This is a genomic window from Lysobacter capsici, from assembly GCF_018732085.1.
Taxonomy (GTDB): Bacteria; Pseudomonadota; Gammaproteobacteria; order Xanthomonadales; family Xanthomonadaceae; genus Lysobacter; species Lysobacter capsici_A.
Genome location: NZ_CP076103.1, coordinates 1,863,099 through 1,884,745, shown reverse-complemented (window position 1 = coordinate 1,884,745; position 21,647 = coordinate 1,863,099). Strand labels below are relative to the sequence as shown.

General features: G+C 67.4%; 21 protein-coding genes. 7 read left to right on the top strand and 14 right to left on the bottom strand.

Annotated features, from left to right (window positions below):
* Positions 1-2 precede the first annotated feature (2 nt).
* The gene (locus KME82_RS07750; RefSeq protein ID WP_215497999.1) at positions 3-419 is read right to left on the bottom strand and encodes a hypothetical protein; all 417 of its coding nucleotides are present in this window, start codon (positions 417-419) and stop codon (positions 3-5) included.
* Positions 416-1,558: an AAA family ATPase gene (locus tag KME82_RS07745; RefSeq protein WP_215497998.1), complete on the bottom strand. Its 1,143-nt coding sequence runs from the start codon at positions 1,556-1,558 to the stop codon at positions 416-418. The genes KME82_RS07750 and KME82_RS07745 overlap by 4 nt, the downstream gene beginning before the upstream one ends.
* 295 nt (positions 1,559-1,853) lie before the next feature.
* On the opposite strand from KME82_RS07745, the gene KME82_RS07740 reads away from it, so the two are divergent.
* The 3 genes from KME82_RS07740 to KME82_RS07730 are packed head-to-tail and all read left to right on the top strand — an operon-like array spanning position 1,854 to position 4,620.
* Positions 1,854-3,221 carry an ATP-binding protein gene (locus tag KME82_RS07740; protein WP_215497997.1) on the top strand — a complete coding sequence of 456 codons (1,368 nt, stop codon included), beginning with the start codon at positions 1,854-1,856 and terminating at the stop codon, positions 3,219-3,221.
* Positions 3,221-3,697, top strand: a complete 477-nt coding sequence (locus KME82_RS07735; protein ID WP_215497996.1) for a hypothetical protein — start codon at positions 3,221-3,223, stop codon at positions 3,695-3,697. Before KME82_RS07740 ends, KME82_RS07735 begins: the two co-directional genes overlap by 1 nt.
* Positions 3,694-4,620, top strand: a complete 927-nt coding sequence (locus tag KME82_RS07730) for a tetratricopeptide repeat protein (protein ID WP_215497995.1) — start codon at positions 3,694-3,696, stop codon at positions 4,618-4,620. Before KME82_RS07735 ends, KME82_RS07730 begins: the two co-directional genes overlap by 4 nt.
* 10 nt (positions 4,621-4,630) lie before the next feature.
* On the opposite strand, the gene KME82_RS07725 is transcribed toward KME82_RS07730, so the two are convergent.
* From KME82_RS07725 to KME82_RS07715, 3 genes are all read right to left on the bottom strand, one after another.
* On the bottom strand, positions 4,631-4,933 hold the full coding sequence (locus KME82_RS07725) for a hypothetical protein (protein WP_215497994.1): 303 nt from the start codon (positions 4,931-4,933) through the stop codon (positions 4,631-4,633).
* Positions 4,934-4,998: 65 nt separating this feature from the next.
* Positions 4,999-5,733: a rhomboid family intramembrane serine protease gene (locus KME82_RS07720; RefSeq protein ID WP_215497993.1), complete on the bottom strand. Its 735-nt coding sequence runs from the start codon at positions 5,731-5,733 to the stop codon at positions 4,999-5,001.
* A gap of 92 nt (positions 5,734-5,825) precedes the next feature.
* Complete coding sequence (locus KME82_RS07715; protein WP_215497992.1) at positions 5,826-6,164, bottom strand: MGMT family protein; 339 nt, start codon at positions 6,162-6,164, stop codon at positions 5,826-5,828.
* A 40-nt stretch (positions 6,165-6,204) separates the two neighbouring features.
* On the opposite strand from KME82_RS07715, the gene KME82_RS07710 reads away from it, so the two are divergent.
* The gene (locus tag KME82_RS07710) at positions 6,205-6,612 is read left to right on the top strand and encodes a hypothetical protein (protein WP_046656072.1); all 408 of its coding nucleotides are present in this window, start codon (positions 6,205-6,207) and stop codon (positions 6,610-6,612) included.
* Between the two features lie 758 nt (positions 6,613-7,370).
* Here the strand turns inward: KME82_RS07710 and KME82_RS07705 are convergent.
* Together KME82_RS07705 and KME82_RS07700 are read right to left on the bottom strand one after the other, a co-directional pair.
* Positions 7,371-8,498, bottom strand: a complete 1,128-nt coding sequence (locus tag KME82_RS07705) for an inorganic phosphate transporter (RefSeq protein WP_056116634.1) — start codon at positions 8,496-8,498, stop codon at positions 7,371-7,373.
* A 10-nt stretch (positions 8,499-8,508) separates the two neighbouring features.
* Complete coding sequence (locus KME82_RS07700) at positions 8,509-9,135, bottom strand: DUF47 domain-containing protein (RefSeq protein WP_215497991.1); 627 nt, start codon at positions 9,133-9,135, stop codon at positions 8,509-8,511.
* Between the two features lie 406 nt (positions 9,136-9,541).
* On the opposite strand from KME82_RS07700, the gene KME82_RS07695 reads away from it, so the two are divergent.
* Together KME82_RS07695 and KME82_RS07690 are read left to right on the top strand one after the other, a co-directional pair.
* Complete coding sequence (locus KME82_RS07695) at positions 9,542-10,882, top strand: hemolysin family protein (RefSeq protein ID WP_215497990.1); 1,341 nt, start codon at positions 9,542-9,544, stop codon at positions 10,880-10,882.
* Positions 10,866-11,564, top strand: coding sequence for an exopolysaccharide biosynthesis protein (locus KME82_RS07690; protein ID WP_215497989.1), 699 nt, complete (start codon positions 10,866-10,868; stop codon positions 11,562-11,564). The genes KME82_RS07695 and KME82_RS07690 overlap by 17 nt, the downstream gene beginning before the upstream one ends.
* A 200-nt stretch (positions 11,565-11,764) precedes the next feature.
* Here KME82_RS07690 and KME82_RS07685 read toward each other — a convergent pair whose 3' ends face one another.
* The 3 genes from KME82_RS07685 to KME82_RS07675 all read right to left on the bottom strand — a co-directional run bounded on the left by KME82_RS07685 (position 11,765) and on the right by KME82_RS07675 (position 15,840).
* The gene (locus KME82_RS07685) at positions 11,765-13,897 is read right to left on the bottom strand and encodes a putative bifunctional diguanylate cyclase/phosphodiesterase (protein WP_215497988.1); all 2,133 of its coding nucleotides are present in this window, start codon (positions 13,895-13,897) and stop codon (positions 11,765-11,767) included.
* Positions 13,894-14,823, bottom strand: coding sequence for a phosphate/phosphite/phosphonate ABC transporter substrate-binding protein (locus tag KME82_RS07680; protein ID WP_430538804.1), 930 nt, complete (start codon positions 14,821-14,823; stop codon positions 13,894-13,896). The genes KME82_RS07685 and KME82_RS07680 overlap by 4 nt, the downstream gene beginning before the upstream one ends.
* 165 nt (positions 14,824-14,988) lie before the next feature.
* Positions 14,989-15,840, bottom strand: coding sequence for an RNA methyltransferase (locus KME82_RS07675; protein WP_215497987.1), 852 nt, complete (start codon positions 15,838-15,840; stop codon positions 14,989-14,991).
* Positions 15,841-15,936: 96 nt separating this feature from the next.
* Between KME82_RS07675 and KME82_RS07670 the strand changes: the two genes are divergently transcribed.
* The gene (locus KME82_RS07670; protein ID WP_036102003.1) at positions 15,937-16,755 is read left to right on the top strand and encodes an inositol monophosphatase family protein; all 819 of its coding nucleotides are present in this window, start codon (positions 15,937-15,939) and stop codon (positions 16,753-16,755) included.
* A 134-nt stretch (positions 16,756-16,889) separates the two neighbouring features.
* On the opposite strand, the gene KME82_RS07665 is transcribed toward KME82_RS07670, so the two are convergent.
* The 4 genes from KME82_RS07665 to yajC all read right to left on the bottom strand — a co-directional run bounded on the left by KME82_RS07665 (position 16,890) and on the right by yajC (position 21,639).
* On the bottom strand, positions 16,890-18,158 hold the full coding sequence (locus KME82_RS07665; RefSeq protein ID WP_215497986.1) for a class I SAM-dependent methyltransferase: 1,269 nt from the start codon (positions 18,156-18,158) through the stop codon (positions 16,890-16,892).
* 224 nt (positions 18,159-18,382) lie between these two features.
* Positions 18,383-19,348, bottom strand: coding sequence for a protein translocase subunit SecF (gene secF, locus KME82_RS07660; RefSeq protein ID WP_215497985.1), 966 nt, complete (start codon positions 19,346-19,348; stop codon positions 18,383-18,385).
* A gap of 16 nt (positions 19,349-19,364) precedes the next feature.
* Entirely contained in the window at positions 19,365-21,227 is a 1,863-nt protein-coding gene (gene secD / locus KME82_RS07655) for a protein translocase subunit SecD (RefSeq protein ID WP_215497984.1), read from the bottom strand.
* A 58-nt stretch (positions 21,228-21,285) separates the two neighbouring features.
* Positions 21,286-21,639 (bottom strand): preprotein translocase subunit YajC, encoded by a 354-nt coding sequence (gene yajC / locus KME82_RS07650; RefSeq protein ID WP_215497983.1) that lies wholly within the window; start codon positions 21,637-21,639, stop codon positions 21,286-21,288.
* Positions 21,640-21,647: the final 8 nt, after the last annotated feature.

Sequence of the window (21,647 nt, the reverse complement as noted above, 5' to 3'; positions counted from 1 at the left end):
GCTCAGCCCCGCCAATGGCTGCGAATCTGCGCGATCAGCGCCGCCGTCGCCGGCAAGGCGCGATGCAGCGGCACGATCTGCGCCGGTTCGCGCAGCAGCAACAACGGCGACTGCGGATGCCGGCGCGCGATCGCGCGATACAGCAGGTCCAGCGGCAGGTCGGGACGTTCCACCGTCGACAGCCACAGCGCGGGCGCATCGTCGCGCGGCGCGACATAGGCCACGCCCTCGCTCCACGGCAGCGATTGCGCCGCGCCGGTGACGATCAACACGTCGTCGTTGGCGGTCAGCATCAGGCGCTCGCGCACGGCCTCGTCCAGACGCTCGATCGCGTCCAGCAGCCCATGCGCCGCCGCGCCGACACCGACCGCGCCCTGCGGCGGCGGCGGATCGGCTTCGCTCCGCCAACCCCACTTCATGTCGGCGTCGCGACCCGTTCGATCAGGCGCGCGCGCTCGGCGGCGAGTTCGGGCGGCAGCGATTTCGCGTCGAAATTGGCGTCGATCTCGCGCAGCAGCGCTTCGGCGATGGTCGCCGCGCCCGGCGCGTCGGCGCCGGCCTGCAGGCAGCTGCGCGCGGCCTCGACCAGGCGCGCGGCGCGCGACACCGGCTGCAGCACCGCATGTTCGACCGCAGCGCGCAGGGTCGGATTGGCCGCGGCCGACATCGAATCGCGCAGCACGTCCTGGGCGCTGGCCTGCGCCTCGCGGGTCGGCATGACGTAGAACAGCGGCCACAGGTCGGCGTCGGTCGCGGTGTCGCGGCCGGCCAGCACGGTGGCCGCGGCGATCAGGCGCTGGACCTTGACGATGCGGCGGTCCGACAAACTCAGGCCGGCGCCGCGCAATTTGCGGATCGCATCGGCGAGCAGGCCGCGCGCGTGGGTCAGGTCGACCAGCGGCACGCGCCGGCTGAGTTCGTCGATGTCGGACAGTTCGGTGCGATGCGCCAATGACGCGCGCTCGGACTGCCAGCCGCCTTCGAGCAGGGCCTCAAGCTGATGGTCCGGCACCGGCTCGACGAACAGGTGCAGCAGGAAACGGTCGGCGAACGCGGCCAGCGATTCGTCGTCGGGCAAGGCATTGGCCGCGCCGACGCACACCCGCAGCGGGCATTCGATCTGGGTGTGGCCGCGACGGAAACGGCGCTCGTTGAGCACGCCGAGCAAGGTGTTGAGGATCGCGGTCGACCCGAGGAACACTTCGTCGAGGAACGCGACCTCGGCTTCGGGCAGCATGCCGCTGACATCGGTCTCGACCACGCCCTCGCGCAGCCGGCGCAGGTCGACCGGGCCGAACAGTTCCGACGGCTCGGTGAAACGGCCCAGCAGGTATTCGAAATAACGCCCGCCCAATGCGCTGGCGACGCGGCGCACCACCGCGCTCTTGGCGGTGCCCGGCGGGCCGAGGATCAGCAGGTGCTCCTGCGCGACCGCGGCGAGCACGATCAATTCGGCGAGTTGTTCGCGTTCGATCAGGCCGACGGTGGCGCAATGCACGGCATCGCGGACGCGGGCCGCGGCCTGCTGCGCGGCGGAAGGTTCGATCGGAAGAGTCATGGACTGGACGGCCTGGATCCTTGGCGGCCCGCGCGGGGCGGACAACGGCGACGTGCGGACGGGACGCGGCGCGCGTTCGGCTTGCGACCGGCGCCACATTGCGCACTGTAGGCGCGCGCCCGCGCGTCCCGCAACCACGGCATGCGCCGATCGCGCGCAACGCTGTCGTGGCCGGCCCGTCGCCGGCCCGCGATCGGCATGCGGCGGCTTTGTAATCGTCCTGTAACCGGCCTGCGCCGGCCGTTTTTTCATTACCCTATCGCCTCGCGACACCGGCCAGGATCCCGCTCACGCCATGCCCGACACCTCTCTCGACGACCTGCTCGCCGCGCTCGCGGCCAGTCCGCACAACCCGGCGCTGCGGATGCTGGTGGTCAACGCCTGCCTGGCCGAGGCCGATCCCGACGCGCTGACCCGCGCAATCGACTTGGCCGGCGACGACCTGCTGAACGACCCCACCCAGCGCGACGCCGCCGTGCGCGTGCTGCTGCAACACGGCCGCGACGAACTGGTCGCGCGGATCGCTCCGGACGACTCGGCCGCCGCGCTGTTCGCGCTCGCCCGCCTGCGCCTGGCGCAAGGGGATCGCGAACACGCGCGCGGGCTATACCAACAGGCGGTCGCGCTCAATCCCGCGCTGGAGGACGCCTCGCTCGCCAACGAACTGGCCGGCAAGGTGATTTCCTTCGCCAACGCCAAGCGCCAGCAGTCCGAAGGCCTGCGCCCCGGCGCGCAGACCAGCCTGGCCAACGACGACACCGACGCCGACGACGTGGCCCGGCTGTTGCAGCCGCCGCAGGCGCGGATCGCGTTCGGCGACGTCGGCGGGCTCGACGAGGTCAAGCACCAGATCCGCCGCCGCATCATCACCCCGTTCCTCAAGCCCTCGCTGTTCGAGCGCTTCAAGCGCCGCTCCGGCGGCGGCATCTTGCTGTACGGCCCGCCCGGCTGCGGCAAGACCCTGCTCGCGCGCGCCACCGCCGGCGAATGCGGGGCGAAGTTCTACAACGTGGCGATCACCGACGTGCTCGACATGTACATCGGCGAGTCCGAGCGCAAGCTGCACGCGATCTTCGAAACCGCGCGGCGCACCGCGCCGGCGGTGGTGTTCTTCGACGAAGTCGAGGCGATCGGCGGCAAGCGCCAGTATTCGCGCGAGGCGACCTCGGCCAAGCTGGTCAGCCAGTTCCTGACCGAACTCGACGGCTTCGCCCAGAACAACCACGGCGTGCTGATCCTCGGCGCGACCAACGTGCCGTGGGCGGTCGACGCCGCGTTCCGCCGGCCCGGCCGCTTCGACCGCGTGCTGTTCGTGCCGCCGCCGGACGAAGCGGCGCGGCGCGCGATCGTCGACCTGCTGCTGCGCGACCGCCCGCTCGGCGAGGGCATCGACGCGGGCGAACTGGCGCGGCTGACCTCGGGTTTTTCCGGCGCCGACCTGCGCAATCTGGTCGAGACCGCGATCGACGAAGCGATCGAGGATTCGATCGAACAAGGCCGCGAAACTCCGTTGACCATGACCCACCTGCGCGCCGCGCTCAAGGACACGCGTTCGACCACGCTGGAATGGCTGACCACCGCGCGCAATCACGCGCGCTATGCCAACCAGGGCGGTCAGTACGACGAAGTGCTGGACTTCCTCAAGCGCCACGGAGGCGGCTGATGGCGGCCCTGCCTTATCGCCTGCCCGACGAACCGCGGCCGTCCGGGCTGTCGCGTTACGCGGTCGACCCGCTGTGGCCGCTGCTGACCCTGATGCTCGCCGGCGGCGGCTTCGGCCTGGCCTGGTTCGCGTTCAACTCCGCCGCGCTCGGCAGCCCGACCCGCGGCCGCGAATGGGCCTGCGTCGCGCTGAGCGTGTTCGGCACCGTCGCGCTGGTATTCACCATCGGCGTGCTGCTGGGCAGCGGCTGGCTGCGGCCGGAGCATCAAGCCTATGCGTTCTTGTCGTTGTTGCTGCTCAAGGTCGGCGTGGCCTACACGCTGTATCTGATGCAGCAACGCTGTTTCGAAATCTTCGAGCACTACGGCGGCGAGCCGCGCAACGGCATGCCGCTGATGATCCTGCTCGCCGTGGTCGGACGCGGCGCGCTCGACATGACCGGCTGGCCGATGATGCTGCGGATGGTGCTGCAATGAGCGAGCACGATCACTACTACCACTTGGCCGAACGCTATTACGCGCACGGTCGGATCGACGCGGCCATCGACGCGCTGCTGCGCTCGCTCGGCGAAGACCCGGATCAGTCCGACGCGCATGCGTTCCTGTCGCTGTGCCTGATCAAACGCCAGCGCTTGCATGCGGCCGAACTCGAAGCGGCGCGCGCGCTGGAACTCGAACCCGAATCGCCGTTCGCCCACCTCGCCGCCGCGGTCGCGGCGATCGCGCGGCGCAATCTGAAACAAGCGCAGGCGCATCTGGATTCGGCCCGCGAACTGCAACCCGACTCGGCCGCGATCGCCGACGCCTACGCCCGCCTGTACCTGGCCTGGGGCCGCGACGCGCAGGCGCTGGAAGAAGCGCGCCGCGCCTGCGAACTCGATCCTGACGATCCCGACTACCCCGCCCTGCTCGCTTCGCTGGAACTGCGCCGCGGCGATCGCGCGCGCGCCGAGGCGCTGGCGCGCGATGTGCTGCGCGGCCATCCCGAACACGTCGAAGCCTTGTGCGTGCTCGGTCATTGCGAACTCGCCGCCGGCCGCACCGACAGCGCGCGCGATCACGCCGCCTGGGCCTTGCAGATCGATCCCATGGACGGCGACGCGCTGACCCTGATGGCCGCGGTCAAGGCGCGGCGCAGTTGGGCGCTGGGCCTGTGGTGGCGGTTCCAGAGTTTCATCAGCGCCGGCTCGCGCACCCGCGCGGTGGTGCTGCTGATCGGCATGTTCCTGATCTACCGCATCGCCCTGATCGCGCTGCCGCAGAACGGCCTGCCGCAGTGGACCGGTCCGCTGTCGTATGCGTGGCTGCTGTTCTGCGCGTATACCTGGATCGCGCCGAGCCTGTTCTGGCGGTCGGTCAAGAAAGAGCTGGAGCAGGTGAGGCTGCGGCCGGGGTTTTAAGTCGGCGTGCTCAGCCTCGGCGCATCACACTGGCGCGAACGGTCGGATCGAACTGGATCTCGTCCACGGCGATGACTTCGGCGGCGGCAACATCGCCGATCGTGCCCGTGTCGAAAACAGCCCATGCGGCTCCAAGCTCGTTGCCAACGAACTTGACCCGGAAAAACGACGGATATTCGTCGGCGCCATCGTCGAACTGACCATCCAGCAACCAAAAACCATCGTCCTGGTTGCCCGCGAGTATCCATCGCGGGACATCGCAGAAATCAGCATAGCGAACGATCGAGAACCACCTCGCAGCGGGCATCTTCATTCAAATCGCTCCTGTATCGCCTCATCACACTGCGTCATGAGACCGTTGCGGCCGGATACAAGGCCTTACTTCACCACCCGCAACTTCGACGCCCGCCGCCGCTCGCGAATCGCCTCCAACCGCGCATCGCGGCGCGCATTGTCGCCGCCACCGCCGCCACCGCCGCCGTTCTTCGGCGGGTACTTGCGCCAGTAGCGGATCACCATCCAGCCCACGATCATCCCGCCCAGATGGGCGAAATGGGCCACCCCGGTGCCGGTGGTGAACACGCCGTAGAACACCGACGCCAGCGCGTAGATGATCACCAGGGTGCGCGCCTTGAGCACGATCGGGAACGGCAGCAAGGTGACGCGGCGATTGGGGAACAACATGCCGTAGGCGAGCAGCAATCCGTAGATCGCACCCGACGCGCCCAGGGTCAGATACAACTGACCGTCGTAGATCGCGATCGAAGCGAACAGCAACTGCAGCAGCGCCGAACCGATCAGGCACACGAAGTAATAGATCGCGTAGCGCCGCGCGCCCCACTGGTATTCCAGCGACGCGCCGAACATCACCAGCGCGAGCATGTTGAACACCAGATGGCCGATGCCGCCGTGCATGAAACCCGAGGTCAGCAACTGCCACGGCATGAAGCCCGGGCCGTCGACTTCGAACTGCGAGGGCACCCACGGCCACAGCTCGAACCACAGTGGCCAGGCGCGGGTGGACTCGCTCAGTCCCAGCAGGGATTGCAGGACGAATACGACGACATTGGCGATCAACAGTCGGCGGGTGATCGACGGGATACTGGAAAACATCGCGACTCCTCGGGGCGGGCGCTATGGTAGCCGCGAGCGCGCCGCGAGGACGTGAGCGCGGCGTACACGGCGCGCGCCCGCGCAGGGGGCGTTCAGTCCTCCGGCGGACCCCAGATCTGCGCGTCCACGCTCGGCGCCGCGCGCTGGCCACGGACCCGGCCGTTTTCGACCCTCACCCCCTCCGCGCGCAGCCGCTGGCATTGCTCGCGATAGCCTTTGGAGCCTTCCGGCAGCGCGATCCGGCCGTCCGAGCGCAGGACCCGGTGCCAGGGCAGTTTGGGGTCGTCGTTTTCGCTGAGCAGGCGCGCGACCAGGCGCGCGCGGCCGGGCAAGCCGGCGCGGCGCGCGACCTCGCCGTAGCCGGCGACTTCGCCCCTGGGAATGGCACCGATCGCGGCGCGGATGCGTTTGGCGGCAGTTTCGCTGTCCATCGCGGTAGCATATGCGCTGCAACGCGCAGGAGTCGCCCCCATGCAATTCGAACAGATCCGCCATCAACTGACCCGGGCCGGGTTCCACCTCACCGTTCACGACGAGAGCGTGATCTGCATCGAGCTGTCGCTCGAACAGGGCACCCGCCATCAGGCCTTGTTCCTGTCCGAGATCGAGGACGACGACGGCCGCGCGTTCCTGCGCGTGAGCACCGCGGTCGCCCCGACCACCGGCCTGGACGCGCGCCGCGCGCTGGCCTTCAACTGGGAAAGCCACGTCGGCTACCTGGCGATCGGCGACCTCGACGGCGTGCCGTATCTGCAACTGTGCGAAAACCGTCCGCTGGAAACGCTGGACGCGGCCGAGGTGCAGCGCCTGGTGATGGAGATCGGCGGCGTGGGCGATCGGATGGAGCGGGTGTTGTCGGCGAATGGGGATTTGCTTTAAGTCGCAGGTGACGGGCCGGGAGTTGCGGGGCGTGGTTTGTGGTCGTGGGACTTGGTGTTTGGCTGCGGGACTTGGTGTTTGGCTGCGGGTTGATTCGATCCAGGAGCCGGTTTTGGTTTCGCCGTTCGCGCGCCTGACTCCCGTTTCTTCGTCGCCCCATTCCCCTTTCGCCCCCTTTCGTCGTCGTCCGACTCTCGCGGTCGCGGCTCGCGCCGCTCCTACAGGTAGCCCATGCAGGAGCGGCGCGAGCCGCGACCACGCTGCCTCCAGCCGCGGCGCGACGTGAGTTTCATCGCATCCGCCAGTGGCGTTTGTCGGCTGCCTCGACGCATGACGTCGACATCGGGAATCTGCTATCGCGTATCCGAACGATATCCGCGCCCCCACCAGACCGTCATTCCCGCGAACGCGGGAATCCAGAGACTTTAGCCGTCTCCCTCCTGGAGCCACGCAGCATCCGGCGTAGCGTCAAAGTCACTGGATTCCCGCGTTCGCGGGAATGACGGCTCGAGAGATGACGCTTAAGTCTCTGGACTCCCGCCTTCGCGGGAATGACGATTCGAAAGATCGCGCTGAAGGCTCTGGATCTCCGCCTGCGCGGGAGTGACGACTCGGAAGGACGCGTTCAAACCTCCAATCGCGCCGCAAACAAAAGGCCCGCATTCGCGGGCCTTTTGCGTATCTCCGCCGAGCTTCAATCCTTACGACTCCGTCGAGCTTCGATCTTTACCGCGGCGCCACGATCTTCCCCGCGGCAATCAAATCCACCCCAAGAACCGCATCAACTCGAACAACCCATACGCGATACCGCCCGCCGCCGGAATCGTCAGGATCCACGCCCAGATCATCTTCTCGACCACGGTCCACTTGATCGAGTTGAAACGCTTGGCCGTGCCCACGCCCATGATCGCGGCGGAGATGTTGTGGGTGGTCGAAACCGGGATGCCCAGCGAGGAGGCGAACATGATCACCGTCGCGGCGCTGGTCTCGGCGGCGAAGCCGTGGATCGGGTGCAGCTTGACCAGCTTGTGGCCGAGGGTCTTGATGATGCGCCAGCCGCCCGCGGCGGTGCCGGCGGCCATCACCACCGCACAGGTCAGCTTGATCCAGGTGTCGATGTCGTTGTTGGCGATCGCTTCGGGCGAAGGATGCAGGAACGCCAGCCACGCCGGCAGGTTGTCCAGGGTGCCGGCGGCCTGCGCGCTGATCAGGGCCAGGGCGATGATGCCCATGGTCTTCTGCGCATCGTTCATGCCGTGGGCGAAGCCCATGCCGGCGGCGCTGAGCAGCTGCGCCTTGCCGAAGAAGCCGTTGACCCAGCGCGGCCGCGCCAGCCGGCGCAGCACGCCGCCGCTGCGGGCCATGAACGAGATCAATGCGAACAGCACGCCCATCACCAGGAAACCGGCGGCGAAGCCGAGCACCGGGGAGGTGAACATCGGCACGATCACCTTCCACAGCACGCCGGCGCTCTTCCAGATCGGTTCGGCCGGATGCGACCAGACCACCGCGTGCCAGTTGTTCGACGAGGCCGCGACCGCCGCGCCGCACAGGCCGCCGATCAGCGCGTGCGAGGACGAGGACGGCAGGCCCAGCCACCAGGTGATCAGGTTCCAGATGATGCCGCCGAGCAGCGCGCACAGCAGCAACTGCGAACCGACCTCGACCACGCCGGCGTCGATCAGGCCCGAGGCGATGGTCTTGGCCACCGCGGTGCCCCACAGCGCGCCGATCAGGTTGGTCGAGGCGGCCAGGATCACCGCCTGCATCGGCGAGAGCACCTTGGTCGCGACCACGGTGGCGATCGAGTTGGCGGTGTCGTGGAAGCCGTTGACGTATTCGAAGATCAGCGCGGCCAGCACTACCACGATGACGAGCGTAAGCATCGCGCGCGCCTCAGGAGTTTTTCAGGACGATCTGGTAGGCGACCACGCCGGCCTCGCGGCAGCGGTCGATCGCCTTTTCCAGGATCTCGAAGAACTCCTTCAGCAAGAACATCTGCAGGTTGTCGAGTTGGCCGGAATAGATGTCGCGGTACAGCTCCAGCATCAGCCGGTCGGCCTCGTTCTCCAGCGCGCGCAATTGGTCGTTGAGCGCCTTCATCGGTTCGAGCTTGAGATGGCGCAGCTGGTGGACCATCTTGACCACCACCTCGGCGGCCTGCTCGAGCATCGCCGCGCGCGGCGCGAAGTCGATGTGTTCCAGGTGGCGGGTGGCCAGCGAATAGCGGTCGGCGAACTTCTCGACCTGCTTGGGGATCTTGTACAGCGCGGTGCTCAGCGACTCGATGTCCTCGCGCTCGATCGGGGTGATGAAGCTGTCGACCAGCTCCTGGCTGATCTTGTCGGAGGCCTCGCGCTCGCGCTGGCGGGCGAGCTTGAACGCGTCCAGCGCGGGCTGGCGATCGGAGGCCTTGAGCATGGCGTGCAGGGCCTTGGTGCTGTCGTGGGCGGCGACGGCGGCCTCCTCGAGCAGGGTATAGAACTGGTTGCCTTGGCCGAAAATGGTCTGCAGGGAAAACATGCTGGGAAGCCTCTGGGCCGTAAGTCGCTGAATGCCGGCCGCGCCGGTGGGTGTTCTGGCGCCGGCGGCGCCGGCACGGGTTTGCGGGCGCGATTATGACCGTTTGAAGACGCCGCGCCCACCTTGGCCTGCCCGGACGGCCGCCGCACTTCGCAAAAACGCCATCGCGGGCCGATCCGCGCGCCCTCGCCGATCCGCGCGACCGGGCCGCTTTCACGAAGGACCGTCGTGAATGCCTGCTAAGATCGGCCCCGGTCCGGCTCCGGCCGTGCCGCCTTTCCCTACCGTTTCCCCCGCAACCCATGGACGACGACCCAAAACCGCCACCTAGCCGGCCAGTCCCGGCCCGTTCCGCCTGCAATGCGCGCTCCTTCCGTGAACCCACCGGCCACAGGAGGCATTGCCGATGCTGGAACTACTGATCGTCATGGCCCTGATCGTCCTCAATGCCTTCTTCGCGATGTCGGAGATGGCGCTGATGACCTCACGCAAGCTGCGCCTGAAGCAGATGGCCGACAACCCGACCCATCCCAGCCGCGGCGCCCGCATGGCCCTGCAGTTGGCCGAACACCCCGACAACCTGCTGTCGACCGTGCAGGTCGGCATCACCCTGATCGGCGTGCTCACCGGCACCTTCGGCGGCGAGTCGATCGGCCTGGCCATCGCCGGCTGGCTCGGCGGCGTATTCCCCGGCGCCATCGAATACGCGCGCCCGATCGGCATCGGCACCGCGGTCGGCCTGATCACCGCCGCGCAGGTCATCTTCGGCGAGCTGATTCCCAAGCGGCTGGCGCTGACCAATCCGGAAAAGATCGCCAGTTCCGTGGCGATCGTGCTGGCCGGGCTGGCCCGTTTCGCCAAGCCGGTGGTCGCCACGCTCGGCGCGATCAACCGCCTGGTGCTGCGCCTGCTCGGGATCAAGGACGACGCGCGCAGCGAGATCAGTGAAGAAGAGATTCGGCTGTTGGTCAGCGAAAGCCACGAGCAGGGCGTGATCGACGCCGACGAACGCAAGATGATGAATCGCGTGCTCAGCCTCGGCGACCGCACCACCGACAGCCTGATGACGCCGCGCACCCGCATCACCTGGCTCGACGCCAGCGCCTCGATCGAGGACAACCTCGCGGCGATGCGCGAGTCGCCGTTCTCGCGCTTCCCGGTGTATCGCGGCAGCGACCAGGACGTGCTCGGCGTGCTCGAGGCCAAGTCGCTGCTGCGCAACCTGGGCGTGGGCAACCTGCCGGACCTGTTCGGCCAGCTGACCGAAGCCTTGTTCGTGTCCGAATCCACCCACGCGCTCAAGCTGCTGGAAATCTTCCGCGAAGAGCAACAGTCGCTGGCGCTGGTGGTCGACGAATACGGCGACGTGACCGGTTTGATCACCGTCAACGACCTGATGGGCGCGGTGATCGGCCGGGTCCAGACCGCCGAGTCCGACGATCAGGCCGGGCCGGTGGTGCAGCGCGAAGACGGCTCGTATCTGATCGACGGCGCGCTGCCGGTGGAAGAACTGCGCGAAGTGATCGGCGGCGGACGCCTGCCGAACGAGGACGAGCACGACTTCCACACCGTGGCCGGCATGGTGATCGCGCACTTCGGCCGGATTCCGCACGTGGGCGAGTATTTCGCCTGGAGCGGCTGGCGGATCGAGGTGATCGACCTGGACGGCCCGCGCATCGACAAGCTGCTGCTGCAGCGGCAGCTGCCCAAGCCCGCCGAGTCCACCGACGATGACGGCAGCGGCTGACCGCGGGCCGGATGGCGGCGGCCCCAACGATGGCCGCCGCGACCGCGCGCGTCGCGGCGACGTCCACGAGGCCGGTACCCGCGCCTTGCTCGACGCCATCGTCGCCGGCGATCCCGACGAGGTGGTCAAGTTCGGCGACGTGTTCAACGGCCTGGGCAACCGCTCGTTCGGCATGCTGCTGTTCGTCTCCACCCTGCCCGCCTTCATCCCGATCCCGGGCGTCGGCGGCGCGGTCAGCGGCCCGCTGGTGGTGCTGGTCGGCCTGCAGTTGCTGATCGGGCTGCGCAGACCGTGGCTGCCGGGCTTCATCGCGCGGCGCGGCCCGCACCGCAGCGCTATGGCCAAGTTCCGCAATCTGCTGGCGCCATGGCTGACCCGGCTGGAACGTTTCGTCAGCCCGCGCGCGACCGCGCTGCTCGATCACCGCGCCGCCAACGCCTTCACCGGTTTGTTGCTGGTGCTGCTCGGCATCCTGTTGTCGCTGCCGATCCCGTTCACCAATTTCCTGTTCGGCGCGTTGTTGCTGTTGTTCGCGTTCGCGCTGTTGGAGCGCGACGGCAAGCTGATGGGCATCGCCTGGGTCGCCGGCGTGATCGCGGTGGCGGTGTTCGGGGTGTTGTCGGGCAGCCTGGCGCAGGCGGCGGCGGAGTGGATTGCGTTGGCGCGGGCTAAGTTGGGTTAAGACGTTGGGCTGACTTGCGAGCGCATCGCATCGCTTTTGCTCGTCATTCCCGCGAAGGCGGGAATCCAGAGACTTCAGAGTCATGCCGCGGTGAAGCCCTGGATTCCCGCCTTCGCGGGAATGACGAGCAAAAACAACGGCGTAAACAAAAACAACAGCGCAAACGCAGGGCTTGGACCAAACCGAACGCGACTAGATCTTCAACCCAACAGCACCAAAAACTCCTGCGCATTCACCGGATGCCCCAGCCAATACCCCTGCGCCAGATCGCAACCGCGCTCGCGCAGCACCGCGTACTGGCCTTCCTTCTCCACGCCCTCGGCGACGACGATGATGCCCAGCGAATGCGCCATCGCGATGATCGCGGTGGTCAGGGCCAGATCGTCGGGATCGCGCAGCACGTCGGCGATGAAACTGCGGTCGATCTTGACCCCGTCGACCGGCACCCGGCGCAGATGGCTCAGGCCGGAGAAACCAGTACCGAAATCGTCCAGCCACACTTTCACCCCACTCGCGCGCAGACGCGACAGCAGGCTGCTGGCGTGGATCTCGTCGCCGATCACCGCGGTCTCGGTAAGCTCAAGATGCAGTTGCTGCGCCGGCAATCCGGTTTCGTGCAGGCAGGCGGCGACCACGTTGGGCAGGTCGCCGCTGCGCAACTGGCGCGGCGAGACGTTGACCGAGACGAACATCGGATCGGCGCCGATGCGTGTGTCGCGCCACGACACCGCATCCTCGCAGGCCGCGCGGAGCACCTGCGGGCCGAGGGTTTCGATCAGGCCGCTCTGCTCGGCGACATCGATGAACACCGACGGCGCGATCAGGCCCTGCTCGGGATGCTTCCAGCGCAGCAGCGCTTCGGCGCCGACCATCTTGCCGTCGGCGAGGCGGAACACCGGCTGATACACCAGGCTCAGCTCGCCGCGATCCCACGCCCCGCGCAATTCGTGTTCCAGGTGGACCCGACGCTCCACCGCCTGATCCATCGCACGGCTGTAGAAGCGATAGCAGTTCTTGCCGGCGACCTTGGCCTGGTACATGGCGATGTCGCCGTTCTTCATCAGCGCGGTCGCGCCCGACGCGTCTTCCGGATACAGGGTCACGCCGATCGAGGTACCGAGAAACACCTGGCGGTCGTGCACCACGATCGGCTGGCCAAGTTCGGCCACCAGCACTTCGGCCAGGTGGGTGGCGACCGTGCGCGCCTCGCCGTTGCGCTCGCGGCTGCCCTCGACCAGGATCACGAATTCGTCGCCGCCGAAGCGCGCCAACAGCGCGCGTTCGCCGCCGATCCGGCGCACCGTGTCCTGGATGCGCTGGGCGAACTGCAGCAGCACATCGTCGCCGGCGTCGTGGCCGAGGGTGTCGTTGACGCGCTTGAAATCGTCGATGTCGGCGAACAACAGGCCGAGCTGGCCGCCGTCGCCGCGCAGGTGCAGCAGCCGCTGGTCCAGCCACTCGCGAAACGCGAGCCGGTTGGCCAGCCCGGTCAAGGCATCGGTGTAGGCCATGCGGCGGATGTCGCGGTCGTGGCGCGCGAGGCTGTGGCTCATGCGGCTGAACGCATGCATCAGGTCGCCGACTTCGTCGTTGGGGTGACCGGCCGGCGGCGCGCTGTCAAATTGTCCGTTCTCGATCGCCTGGGCGGCGTCGGCGAGTTCGCGGATCGGCTTGACCAGCCAGCGCTGGATCAGCCACACCATCAGCGCGCCGAGCGCGAGCAGGCCGGCGCTGAGCAGCCCGACCCACAGCAACTGGCGCCGGCCGAGTTCTTCCAGCCGTTGCCGCAATTGGTCCAGCGCGCTGTCCTGATACGTGCGCATCGCCTTGAGGTCGTAGCCCACGCGCACGCCGCCGAGCCGCTGCTGGCCGATCTTGATCGGCATCGACACGTCGAAGGTGTTCTCGCCCCACTGGGTGTGCAGCGCGCGCGCGGCGACGATCGGCTTGGCCATCGCGTCGTCCATGCGCTTGCCGTAGCTGGGAATCTCCTCGCTGCCGTCGTGGACGATGTTGCCGTCGTTGTCGTAGACGATCACGTAGCGCACGCCCGGATTGGCCAGCGCGGCGCGGCTGAGTTCGCCGATCGCGTCCAGGTCGAAGTAATACAGCGGGTTGGTCAGCGAACCGGCGAGTTGCGCCACCTCGCCTTCGCCGTGACGGCGCAGGCTTTCGACGAAGCTGTCGCGCATCGCATCGCGGCTGACCCCGACCACTTCGGCCTGGATGCGTTCCTGCCGATGCAGCAACAGCGCGATCAGCGCGACCACGACCAGAAACGCCACCCCCATGATCGACAGGAACTTGGCCTGCAGGCCCGCGCGCAGTCTCATTCGACCTCCGCCCGCACCCGCGCCACGCCCGAACCGATGTGGTCCAGCGCGCGCTGCGATTCGGCGTCGATCGGCATGAAGCGGGTGGTCTTGAAGAAACGCAGCAGCGCTTCGCCGGCGTCGGGATCGCCGGCCGCGTCGATCAGCACCTCGCGCAGGCGCGCGGCGACTTTCGGATCGAGATCGCCGCGCACGACTTCCAGCGCGCGCGGATAGTCCTCGCTGCGGCCGATCTCGATCAGGTCGCGACGGAACGCTTCGGGCATGCGGCGCGGATTGTTCCAGTCCAGGTTGCTCATCACCCCGGCATCGACCAGGCGCTTGTGGACCCAGGTCGAAACGTTGAGCTCGGAGCGCGCGAACAGATAGCCGACCCCGCCGCGGTTGATCCGGTCGGTCGGCGACAGCAGGATTTCCAGGGTCAGGCCGCGTTCGAGCAAGGTCGCGGCCGGGACGAAGTAGGCGCTGGTCGAGGTCGGCCGCTGGAACGCGACGTTGTGGCCGCTGAGGTCTTCGAGCGAGCGCAGCCCGCTGTCGCGGCGGGCGAAGAACACGCTGTGGTAGTGGCTGACCCCGTCGCGCTCGGTCAGCAGCAACGGCCGCGCGCCGGCGCGCTGGTGCAGCAGCATCGCGGTGCCGGCGGTCTCGCTGACCCAGTCGACCCGGCCGCGGCGCAGATAGCTGGCCATCTGCTGCACGTCCTTGGCCATCAGGATGCGGCCCTCGCGGATGCCGACCTCGGCCATGCGCGGGACCACGTAGTCGAGCAGCGGCTTGAGCTGTTCGTAATGGGCCTTGGGATCGTCGCTGATCCGGCCCAGCACCAGCACGTGGGCATCGGTGTCTTCGGGGTGGCCGCCGCGGGTGTCGTGCGGATCGGGCGACGCCGCGACGCCGGCCGACGCCCCGGCCAGGACGAGCCCCAACAGCCCACTCAGAATCCGCGCGCTAGCGATCAACTCAGGTCACCCGGTCGGATTGCCAACGCAGCGTAATCGAACCGCCGCCGCGCCGATACGCCCGCGTTGCGGCTCCGCGATGGCCCGGCGTCGCGCGCGAAAGCCGGGCGCCGGCCCGCCACGCCCCGCCGCTCAGCGACGCTGGCCAGCCAGCATCGCCATGCGCTCGACATCGGCGAGCACGCCGCGCAGCAGCCGCACTTCGCGCTCGTCCAGATCGGCGCGCAGGAACAGCCGGCGCAGCTTGCGCATGGCCGATTCGGGCGCGCGGCCCTTGTGGAAGTCGATCGCATCGAGCGCCTCGCCGAGCTGGCCGAAGAAGCCTTCCAACTGCGCATGCGAGGCCGGCGGGTCGCGATGGTCGCCGGTCGGATCGGCGGCGGCCGCGGCCAGCGCGGCGATGCGCAGTTCGTAACTGAGCACCTGCACCGCCGCGCCGAGGTTGAGCGAGCTGTAATCGGGATTGGCCGGGATATGCACCGCGGCATGGCACAACTGCAATTCGTCGTTGTTCAGGCCGGTGCGCTCGCGCCCGAACACCAGCGCGACCTGCGCGCCCTCGCGGGCGCGGGCGTCGACGCGCTCGGCGGCGAAGCGCGGGTGGAGTTCCTCCAGCGCGATCCGGCGGCTGCGCGCGGTGCAGCCCAGGACCCAGTGGCAATCGGCGACCGCCGCGGCCAGGTCGGGCAGGATCGGCGCGGCTTCGAGCACGTCGTCGGCGCCGGCGGCCATCGCGTAGGCGTCGCGGTCGAGCGCCTTCTCCGGCGCGACCAGGACCAGCCGCGACAGGCCCATGGTCTTCATGGCCCGGGCCGCCGAGCCGATGTTGCCCGGGTGCTGGGTGCCGACCAGGACGATGCGGATGCGGGCGGCGGCCGGATCGGGCGCGGCGGTGGGCGGGGCCGCGTCGCCCGGGGCGACGGGGGAGTTGGCAATTTCGGGCCGCTCGGGCGGCGGCGGGGTGTCGCGAGGATCGGAGTTCATGCGCAAATGGTAAACTCCCCGCCCCGGCCATACGCGCCGGCCCGCTCTTTATCCCCGTCAGTCCTGCCCCACCTCACCCGTTCGAGGCCGTAAACCATGCAGAAACCCGCCGTCACCCTCATGGTCAAGGCCGCTCGCTCCGCCGGCAACGTGCTGCTGCGCCACATGCACCGCCTGGATGCGCTGAACATCGTCGAGAAGGACCGCATGGACTACGCCAGCGAAGTCGACAGCCTGGCCGAAGCGGAGATCATCAAGGAATTCCGCCGCGCCACCCCCGACTACGCCATCCTCGGCGAGGAAAGCGGCCCGATCGGCCAGGCCCGTTTCACCTGGGTCATCGATCCGCTCGACGGCACCAGCAACTACCTGCACGGCATCCCGCATTTCTGCGTGTCGATCGCGCTGTGCGAAAACGGCGAACCGATCCACGGCGTGATCTTCGACCCGCTGCGCAACGACCTGTTCACCACCAGCCGCGGCAGCGGCACCCAGCTCAACGAAAAGCGCGTGCGCATCGCCGAGCGCAAGGACCTGACCGGCGCGATGCTGATCACCGGCTTCCCGCCGCGCGAACGCGCCCGCGCCAGCGCCCACCTCAAGTGCCTGGACAACCTGCTGGTCGACGCCGAAGACGTGCGCCGCACCGGCTCGGCCGCGCTCGACCTGGCCTACGTCGCCTGCGGCCGCGCCGACGCCTATTTCGAAGCCGGCCTCAAGCCGTGGGACATCGCCGCCGGCGCCCTGATGGTGCGCGAGGCCGGCGGCAAGGTTTGCGACTTCAAGGGCCGCTCGACTGGGCCGATGGACAATCGCGGCTTGCCGCCGCGGCAGTTGGTCGCGGGTAATTTGAAGATTGCCGATGCGTTGCAGAATCGGATCGTCAATACGGGCTACGCCGCCGCGTTTGATTGACGGATCGGTTAATCGCACCACTGTTTGATAAAAACGCCGCGACCATCGCGGCGTTTTTGTTTCAGCTATCTAGCTCGAAATCGCCGCGAGGCGACGCGAGCATTCATCCGCCTGACCCGATGAAACGATCGCGATCATTTCTGATCGTTGGCCTTTCGCACGGTGACGAACCTGCGAGGCCGATAAATTTCCGTCACGAGCCTGCACAACTCGCGAACTTGCTCAGGAGTCAGCCCGGGATTCAACACCACGGCCTCGCCTTGGAATTCGAACACGTCCGAAAACGCGCCTGGGACCGACAGCAACGTCGATAAGGTTTGCCACGCAGACCCCCAAAACCGCTTTGAGTTCGCCACCATGGTCGGGCACCGGCTGCGACTGCTAAGCCAACTGAGCATATTGATGCAGACCAGCCGCAAAGGCAGCGCTCCGACCTGTGCTTGAGCCTCCGAAAGTGCTGCCTCATGCGCAATTACATATTTGGCCATGGCGCGAATCAACAATTCGGCGCGCTCGTATTGACGAAGATCATCAAGTGCGCAGTCATGACTCCTGCGCGCCGTAACCACCCAAGTCGCCCCGCTCACCGCAATACCCTGCTCATTCGCCAAGCCCGCGAGCTTCGCTCGAATCGCAACCACCGCGCGCTCCCGCACCTCATCGCTCTGCGCGGCCAGCAGCCGCTGGATCGGCCCGACCCGAAATACCTGCTGCAATGCGTCCTCGGCCATGGCTTCTCGGGTGTCGCCGCGTCCGTAGTAGAACGGCGCTTCGAAGGCTTTTAGTTCGACCTGGACGAATCCCGCCTCGGTCAGAATCCGCTCGACCCGCTGCGGGTCGCTGAAAGCGAACGGGCCGGGCGTGTTCGTGTCGACGCTCGGCTGCTCGACGATGCCTGCGATCGCGTTCAAGGGCAGTACGTACCAGTCGTTCTTCGCCGGCTCCTGCCAGCACGCGAACGCGATCCGGCCGCCGGGCTTTAAGGTCTTGCGCAGTTCGGTGAACGCGGCGACCGGGTCGTCGAAGAACATCACGCCGAAGCGCGAAAACAGCAGATCGAAGCGGTGCGGCGCGAACAAGGGCGCGCTGGCATCGGCGAGTTGGAATTCGATCGGCAACTGCGACGCCAGTGCGCGTTCGCGCGCGCGACCGACCAGCGGCTCGGATACGTCCACGCCGATCACATGGCCGCTCGCGCCGACGGCGCGCGCCAGTTCGAGCGAGGTCGCGCCCGCGCCGCAACCGATGTCGAGCACCGCTTCGCCAGGTTGTGGCGCGGCGGCGGCGAACGCCATCTCGCCGTAGGCGGCGGTGCGCTCGTCGAGCCAATCGTTGTAGGTCAGCCAGCGGCCGCCGACCGGGCCGTTCCAGTCGCTGATTTGTTGTTGGTTGCGTGCGGACATTTTCGCTCCAAGGATTTGGGTCGAACTCGCGTCATCCGACAGTAGCCGGCGCCCTGCGTGCCGCAGCCTTTCGCCACCCTGCCGCCTCATCGAACTGACGTATCGTGCGGCATGAGGATATCGATTCCACCCTGCCTCGCCCATGCGACCGATCAGCGACCGCGCCAACGAAAAAGGCCGCGACATGCGCGGCCTTTCTCGTAACTCATACGTCCAAGAACCCGTTACGGACGACGTGCCAGCGCCGCGTCGTCCTTGGCCTTGGGCAGCAAGTCCTGCTTGGTGACCTTGAGGAAACCCAGGGTCAGCAACGGGCAGGCGACGAAGATCGAGGACACGGTGCCAATGATGATGCCGAGCATCTGCGATTCGGCCATGCCGCGCAGCGAACCGCCGCCGTAGATGTACAGCGCGACCACGGTCAGGAACGCCACGAACGAGGTGATCACCGTGCGCGACAGGGTCTGGTTGATCGACTTGTTGAGGATGACCTCCGGATCGGCGCGCATCGAACGGAAGTTCTCGCGCACGCGGTCGAACACCACGATGGTGTCGTTGATCGAGTAACCCATCACCGACAAGATGCCGGCGAGCACGGTCAGGTCGAATTCGTGGCCGCTGATCGCGAACCAGCCGGCGACCACGATCACGTCGTGCAAGGTGGTGATGATCGCCGCCACCGCGAACTTCCATTCGAAGCGGAAGGCGATGTAGATCAGGAAGCCGACGACCACGAAGATCAGCGCGTACAGGCCGTTGAGGGCCAGTTCCTTGCCGACCTGGGGACCGACGAATTCGTTGCGCAGGATCTTGCCGGTGTTGCCGCTGGCGGTGACCGCCTTCATCACCGCCTGCGCGGCGTGCGCGGTGGCGGCGGAGGAATCGTCGCCCTCGCGCGGCTGCAGGCGCACCAGCAGTTCGTTGCCCGAACCGTAGGTCTGGACCTGGGCGCTGTCGTAACCGTCGGCGGCGAGCTTGTCGCGGATCGTGTCGAGCGAGGCGGCCTTGTCCAGATGCACTTCGACCAGGTTGCCGCCGGTGAAGTCCAGGGCGAAGTTGAAGCCGCGGGTGGCCATCGCCCCGATCGCGACGAACATGATGATGGCGGCGACGGCGATCGACAGCCACCGCATCTTCATGAAGTTGATGTTGGCGTCGTTCGGCAGCAGGGTCAGCGGGAAAATTTTCATGTCTGGAGTATTCCCGTCAGATCGCGATGGACTTGAGCTTGCGGCGGTTGCCACCGTAGATCAGCGTGGCGATACCGCGCGACACGGTGACAGCGGTGAACACCGAGGTCAGGATGCCGACGATCATGGTGATCGCGAAGCCCTGCAGCGGACCGGTACCGAAGGCGTACAGGGCCACGCCGGCCAGCAGCGCGGTCATGTTGGAGTCGAAGATGGTGCCCGAGGCCTTGTCGTAACCGGTGGCGATCGCGGTCTGCGGCGGTATCCCGGCGCGCAGCTCTTCTCTTATTCGTTCGTTGATCAGCACGTTGGCGTCGACCGACATGCCCACCGACAAGGCCAGGCCGGCGAAGCCGGGCAGGCTCATGGTCGCGCCGACGATCGACATCAGCGCCACCACCATCAGCAGGTTGAGCACCAGCGCCATGCAGGTGATCAGGCCGAACATGCGGTAGTAGATCAGGAAGAAGCTCAGCGCGAAGATGAAGGAGTACGCCACCGCCATGGTGCCGCGCTTGACGTTCTCGGCGCCCAGGCTCGGGCCGACCACGCGTTCTTCGACGAAGATCATCGGCGCGGCCAGCGCGCCGGACTTGAGTTGGCTGGCCAGGGCCTTGGACTCTTCCGCGCTCAGGCCGGTGGTCTGGAAGTTCTTGCCGAACACGCCCTGGATGGTGGCCGAGTTGATCACGCGCTCGTCGGTGCGGATGGTCTGCACTTCCTTGCCGTCGACCATCGTGGTGATCGGGGTCTGCTCGACGTAGACGATGCCCAGGCGCTTGCCGACGTTTTCCAGCGTGTGGTCGAGCATGCGCTGGCCGCCGACGCTGTTGAGGGTGATCGACACGCCCTGGCGGCCGTCCTGCGGATCGGTCATCGGCTGGGCGTTGACCAACTGCTCGCCCGACACCAGCAGGCGCTTGGACAGCAGCAGCGGCTGCTTGGTGGCGGTGTAGTACACGCGCGCATCCGGCGGGACGCTGCGGTCGCGCACCGCGGCGTCGGCGGTGGCTTCGTTGCCGATGACGGCGCGGAATTCCAAGGTCGCGGTCGCGCCGATCTGGCGCTTGGCCTCGACCGTGTCCTGCAGGCCCGGCAGCTGGATCACGATGCGGTCGGTGCCCTGGCGCTGGATCACCGGCTCGGCCACACCGAAGGCGTTGATGCGGTTGCGCAGGGTGTTGAGGTTCTGCTCGATGGCTTCCAGCGAGATGCGCTGCAGTTCGGTCTGCGGCACTTCCAGGGTCAGGGTCTGATCCTGGAGGGTCTGGGTCAGGGTCGGGAAGGCGATGCGCAACTTGCTCTGCGCATTGGCGGTATCGGCGCCGACGCCGAGCGTGGCGACCAGCGCCTCGTTGCCGCGGCGGACCACCGAGGTGTACGGCACGCGGTTGTCGCGCAGGGTCGAGCGGACGTCTTCGACGTAGGCGTCCAGGCGCTTGTCGATCGCGCTGGCCTGGTCGACCTGCATGACGAAATGCACGCCGCCCTGAAGGTCGAGGCCGCGCGGCATCGGCTTGGCGCGCAGGAATTCCAGCCAGGCCGGCGCAGTCGGGGCCAGGCTCAGCGCGACCACGTAGTCGTTGCCCAGTTGCGGACGCAGCAGGTCGGCGGCGCGGGTCTGCTGGTCGGTGTCTCCCAGCCGCACCAGCAGGTTGCCCTGGTCCTCGACCTTGATCGACTTGGACGGGATCTTGGCCTGGCTCAGCAGGCTTTCGACCTTCTTGGCCAGGCTCGCGTTGACCTGGAGGCCGTCACTCCGCGCCGCGGAAATCTGCACCGATGGGTCCTGCGGATAGGCATTGGGCAGCGCGTAGATCACGCTGACCACAAGGACTAGCAGGATGACGAAGTATTTCCAGCGCGCGAAGGTCAGCATCGAGAACCCCTGCGGCGACCTCCCCGGTCGCCGCTTGTAAAGATGGCGTGGCGTCGGCTCAGGCCGACTTCAAGGTGCCCTTGGGCAGAACGTTGGCGATCGCGCCCTTCTGCACGCGGATGCGCACGTTGGCGGCGATTTCCACGGTGATGAAGTTCTCGCCGATATCGGTGACGGTGCCGGCGATGCCGCCGTTGGTCAGCACTTCGTCGCCCTTGGACAGCTTGTCCAGCATCGAGCGGTGTTCCTTGGCGCGCTTGGCCTGCGGGCGGAAGATCAGGAAGTACATCACCGCGATCAGCACCAGCGGCAGGATCAGGCCGCTGAGGCCGCCGCCGAACAGGCCGCCCTGCGGCGCGGCTGCAGCGGCTTGGGCATGGGCCGGAGCGATCAGGAGGTCGAGCAGATTCATCGGAAAGT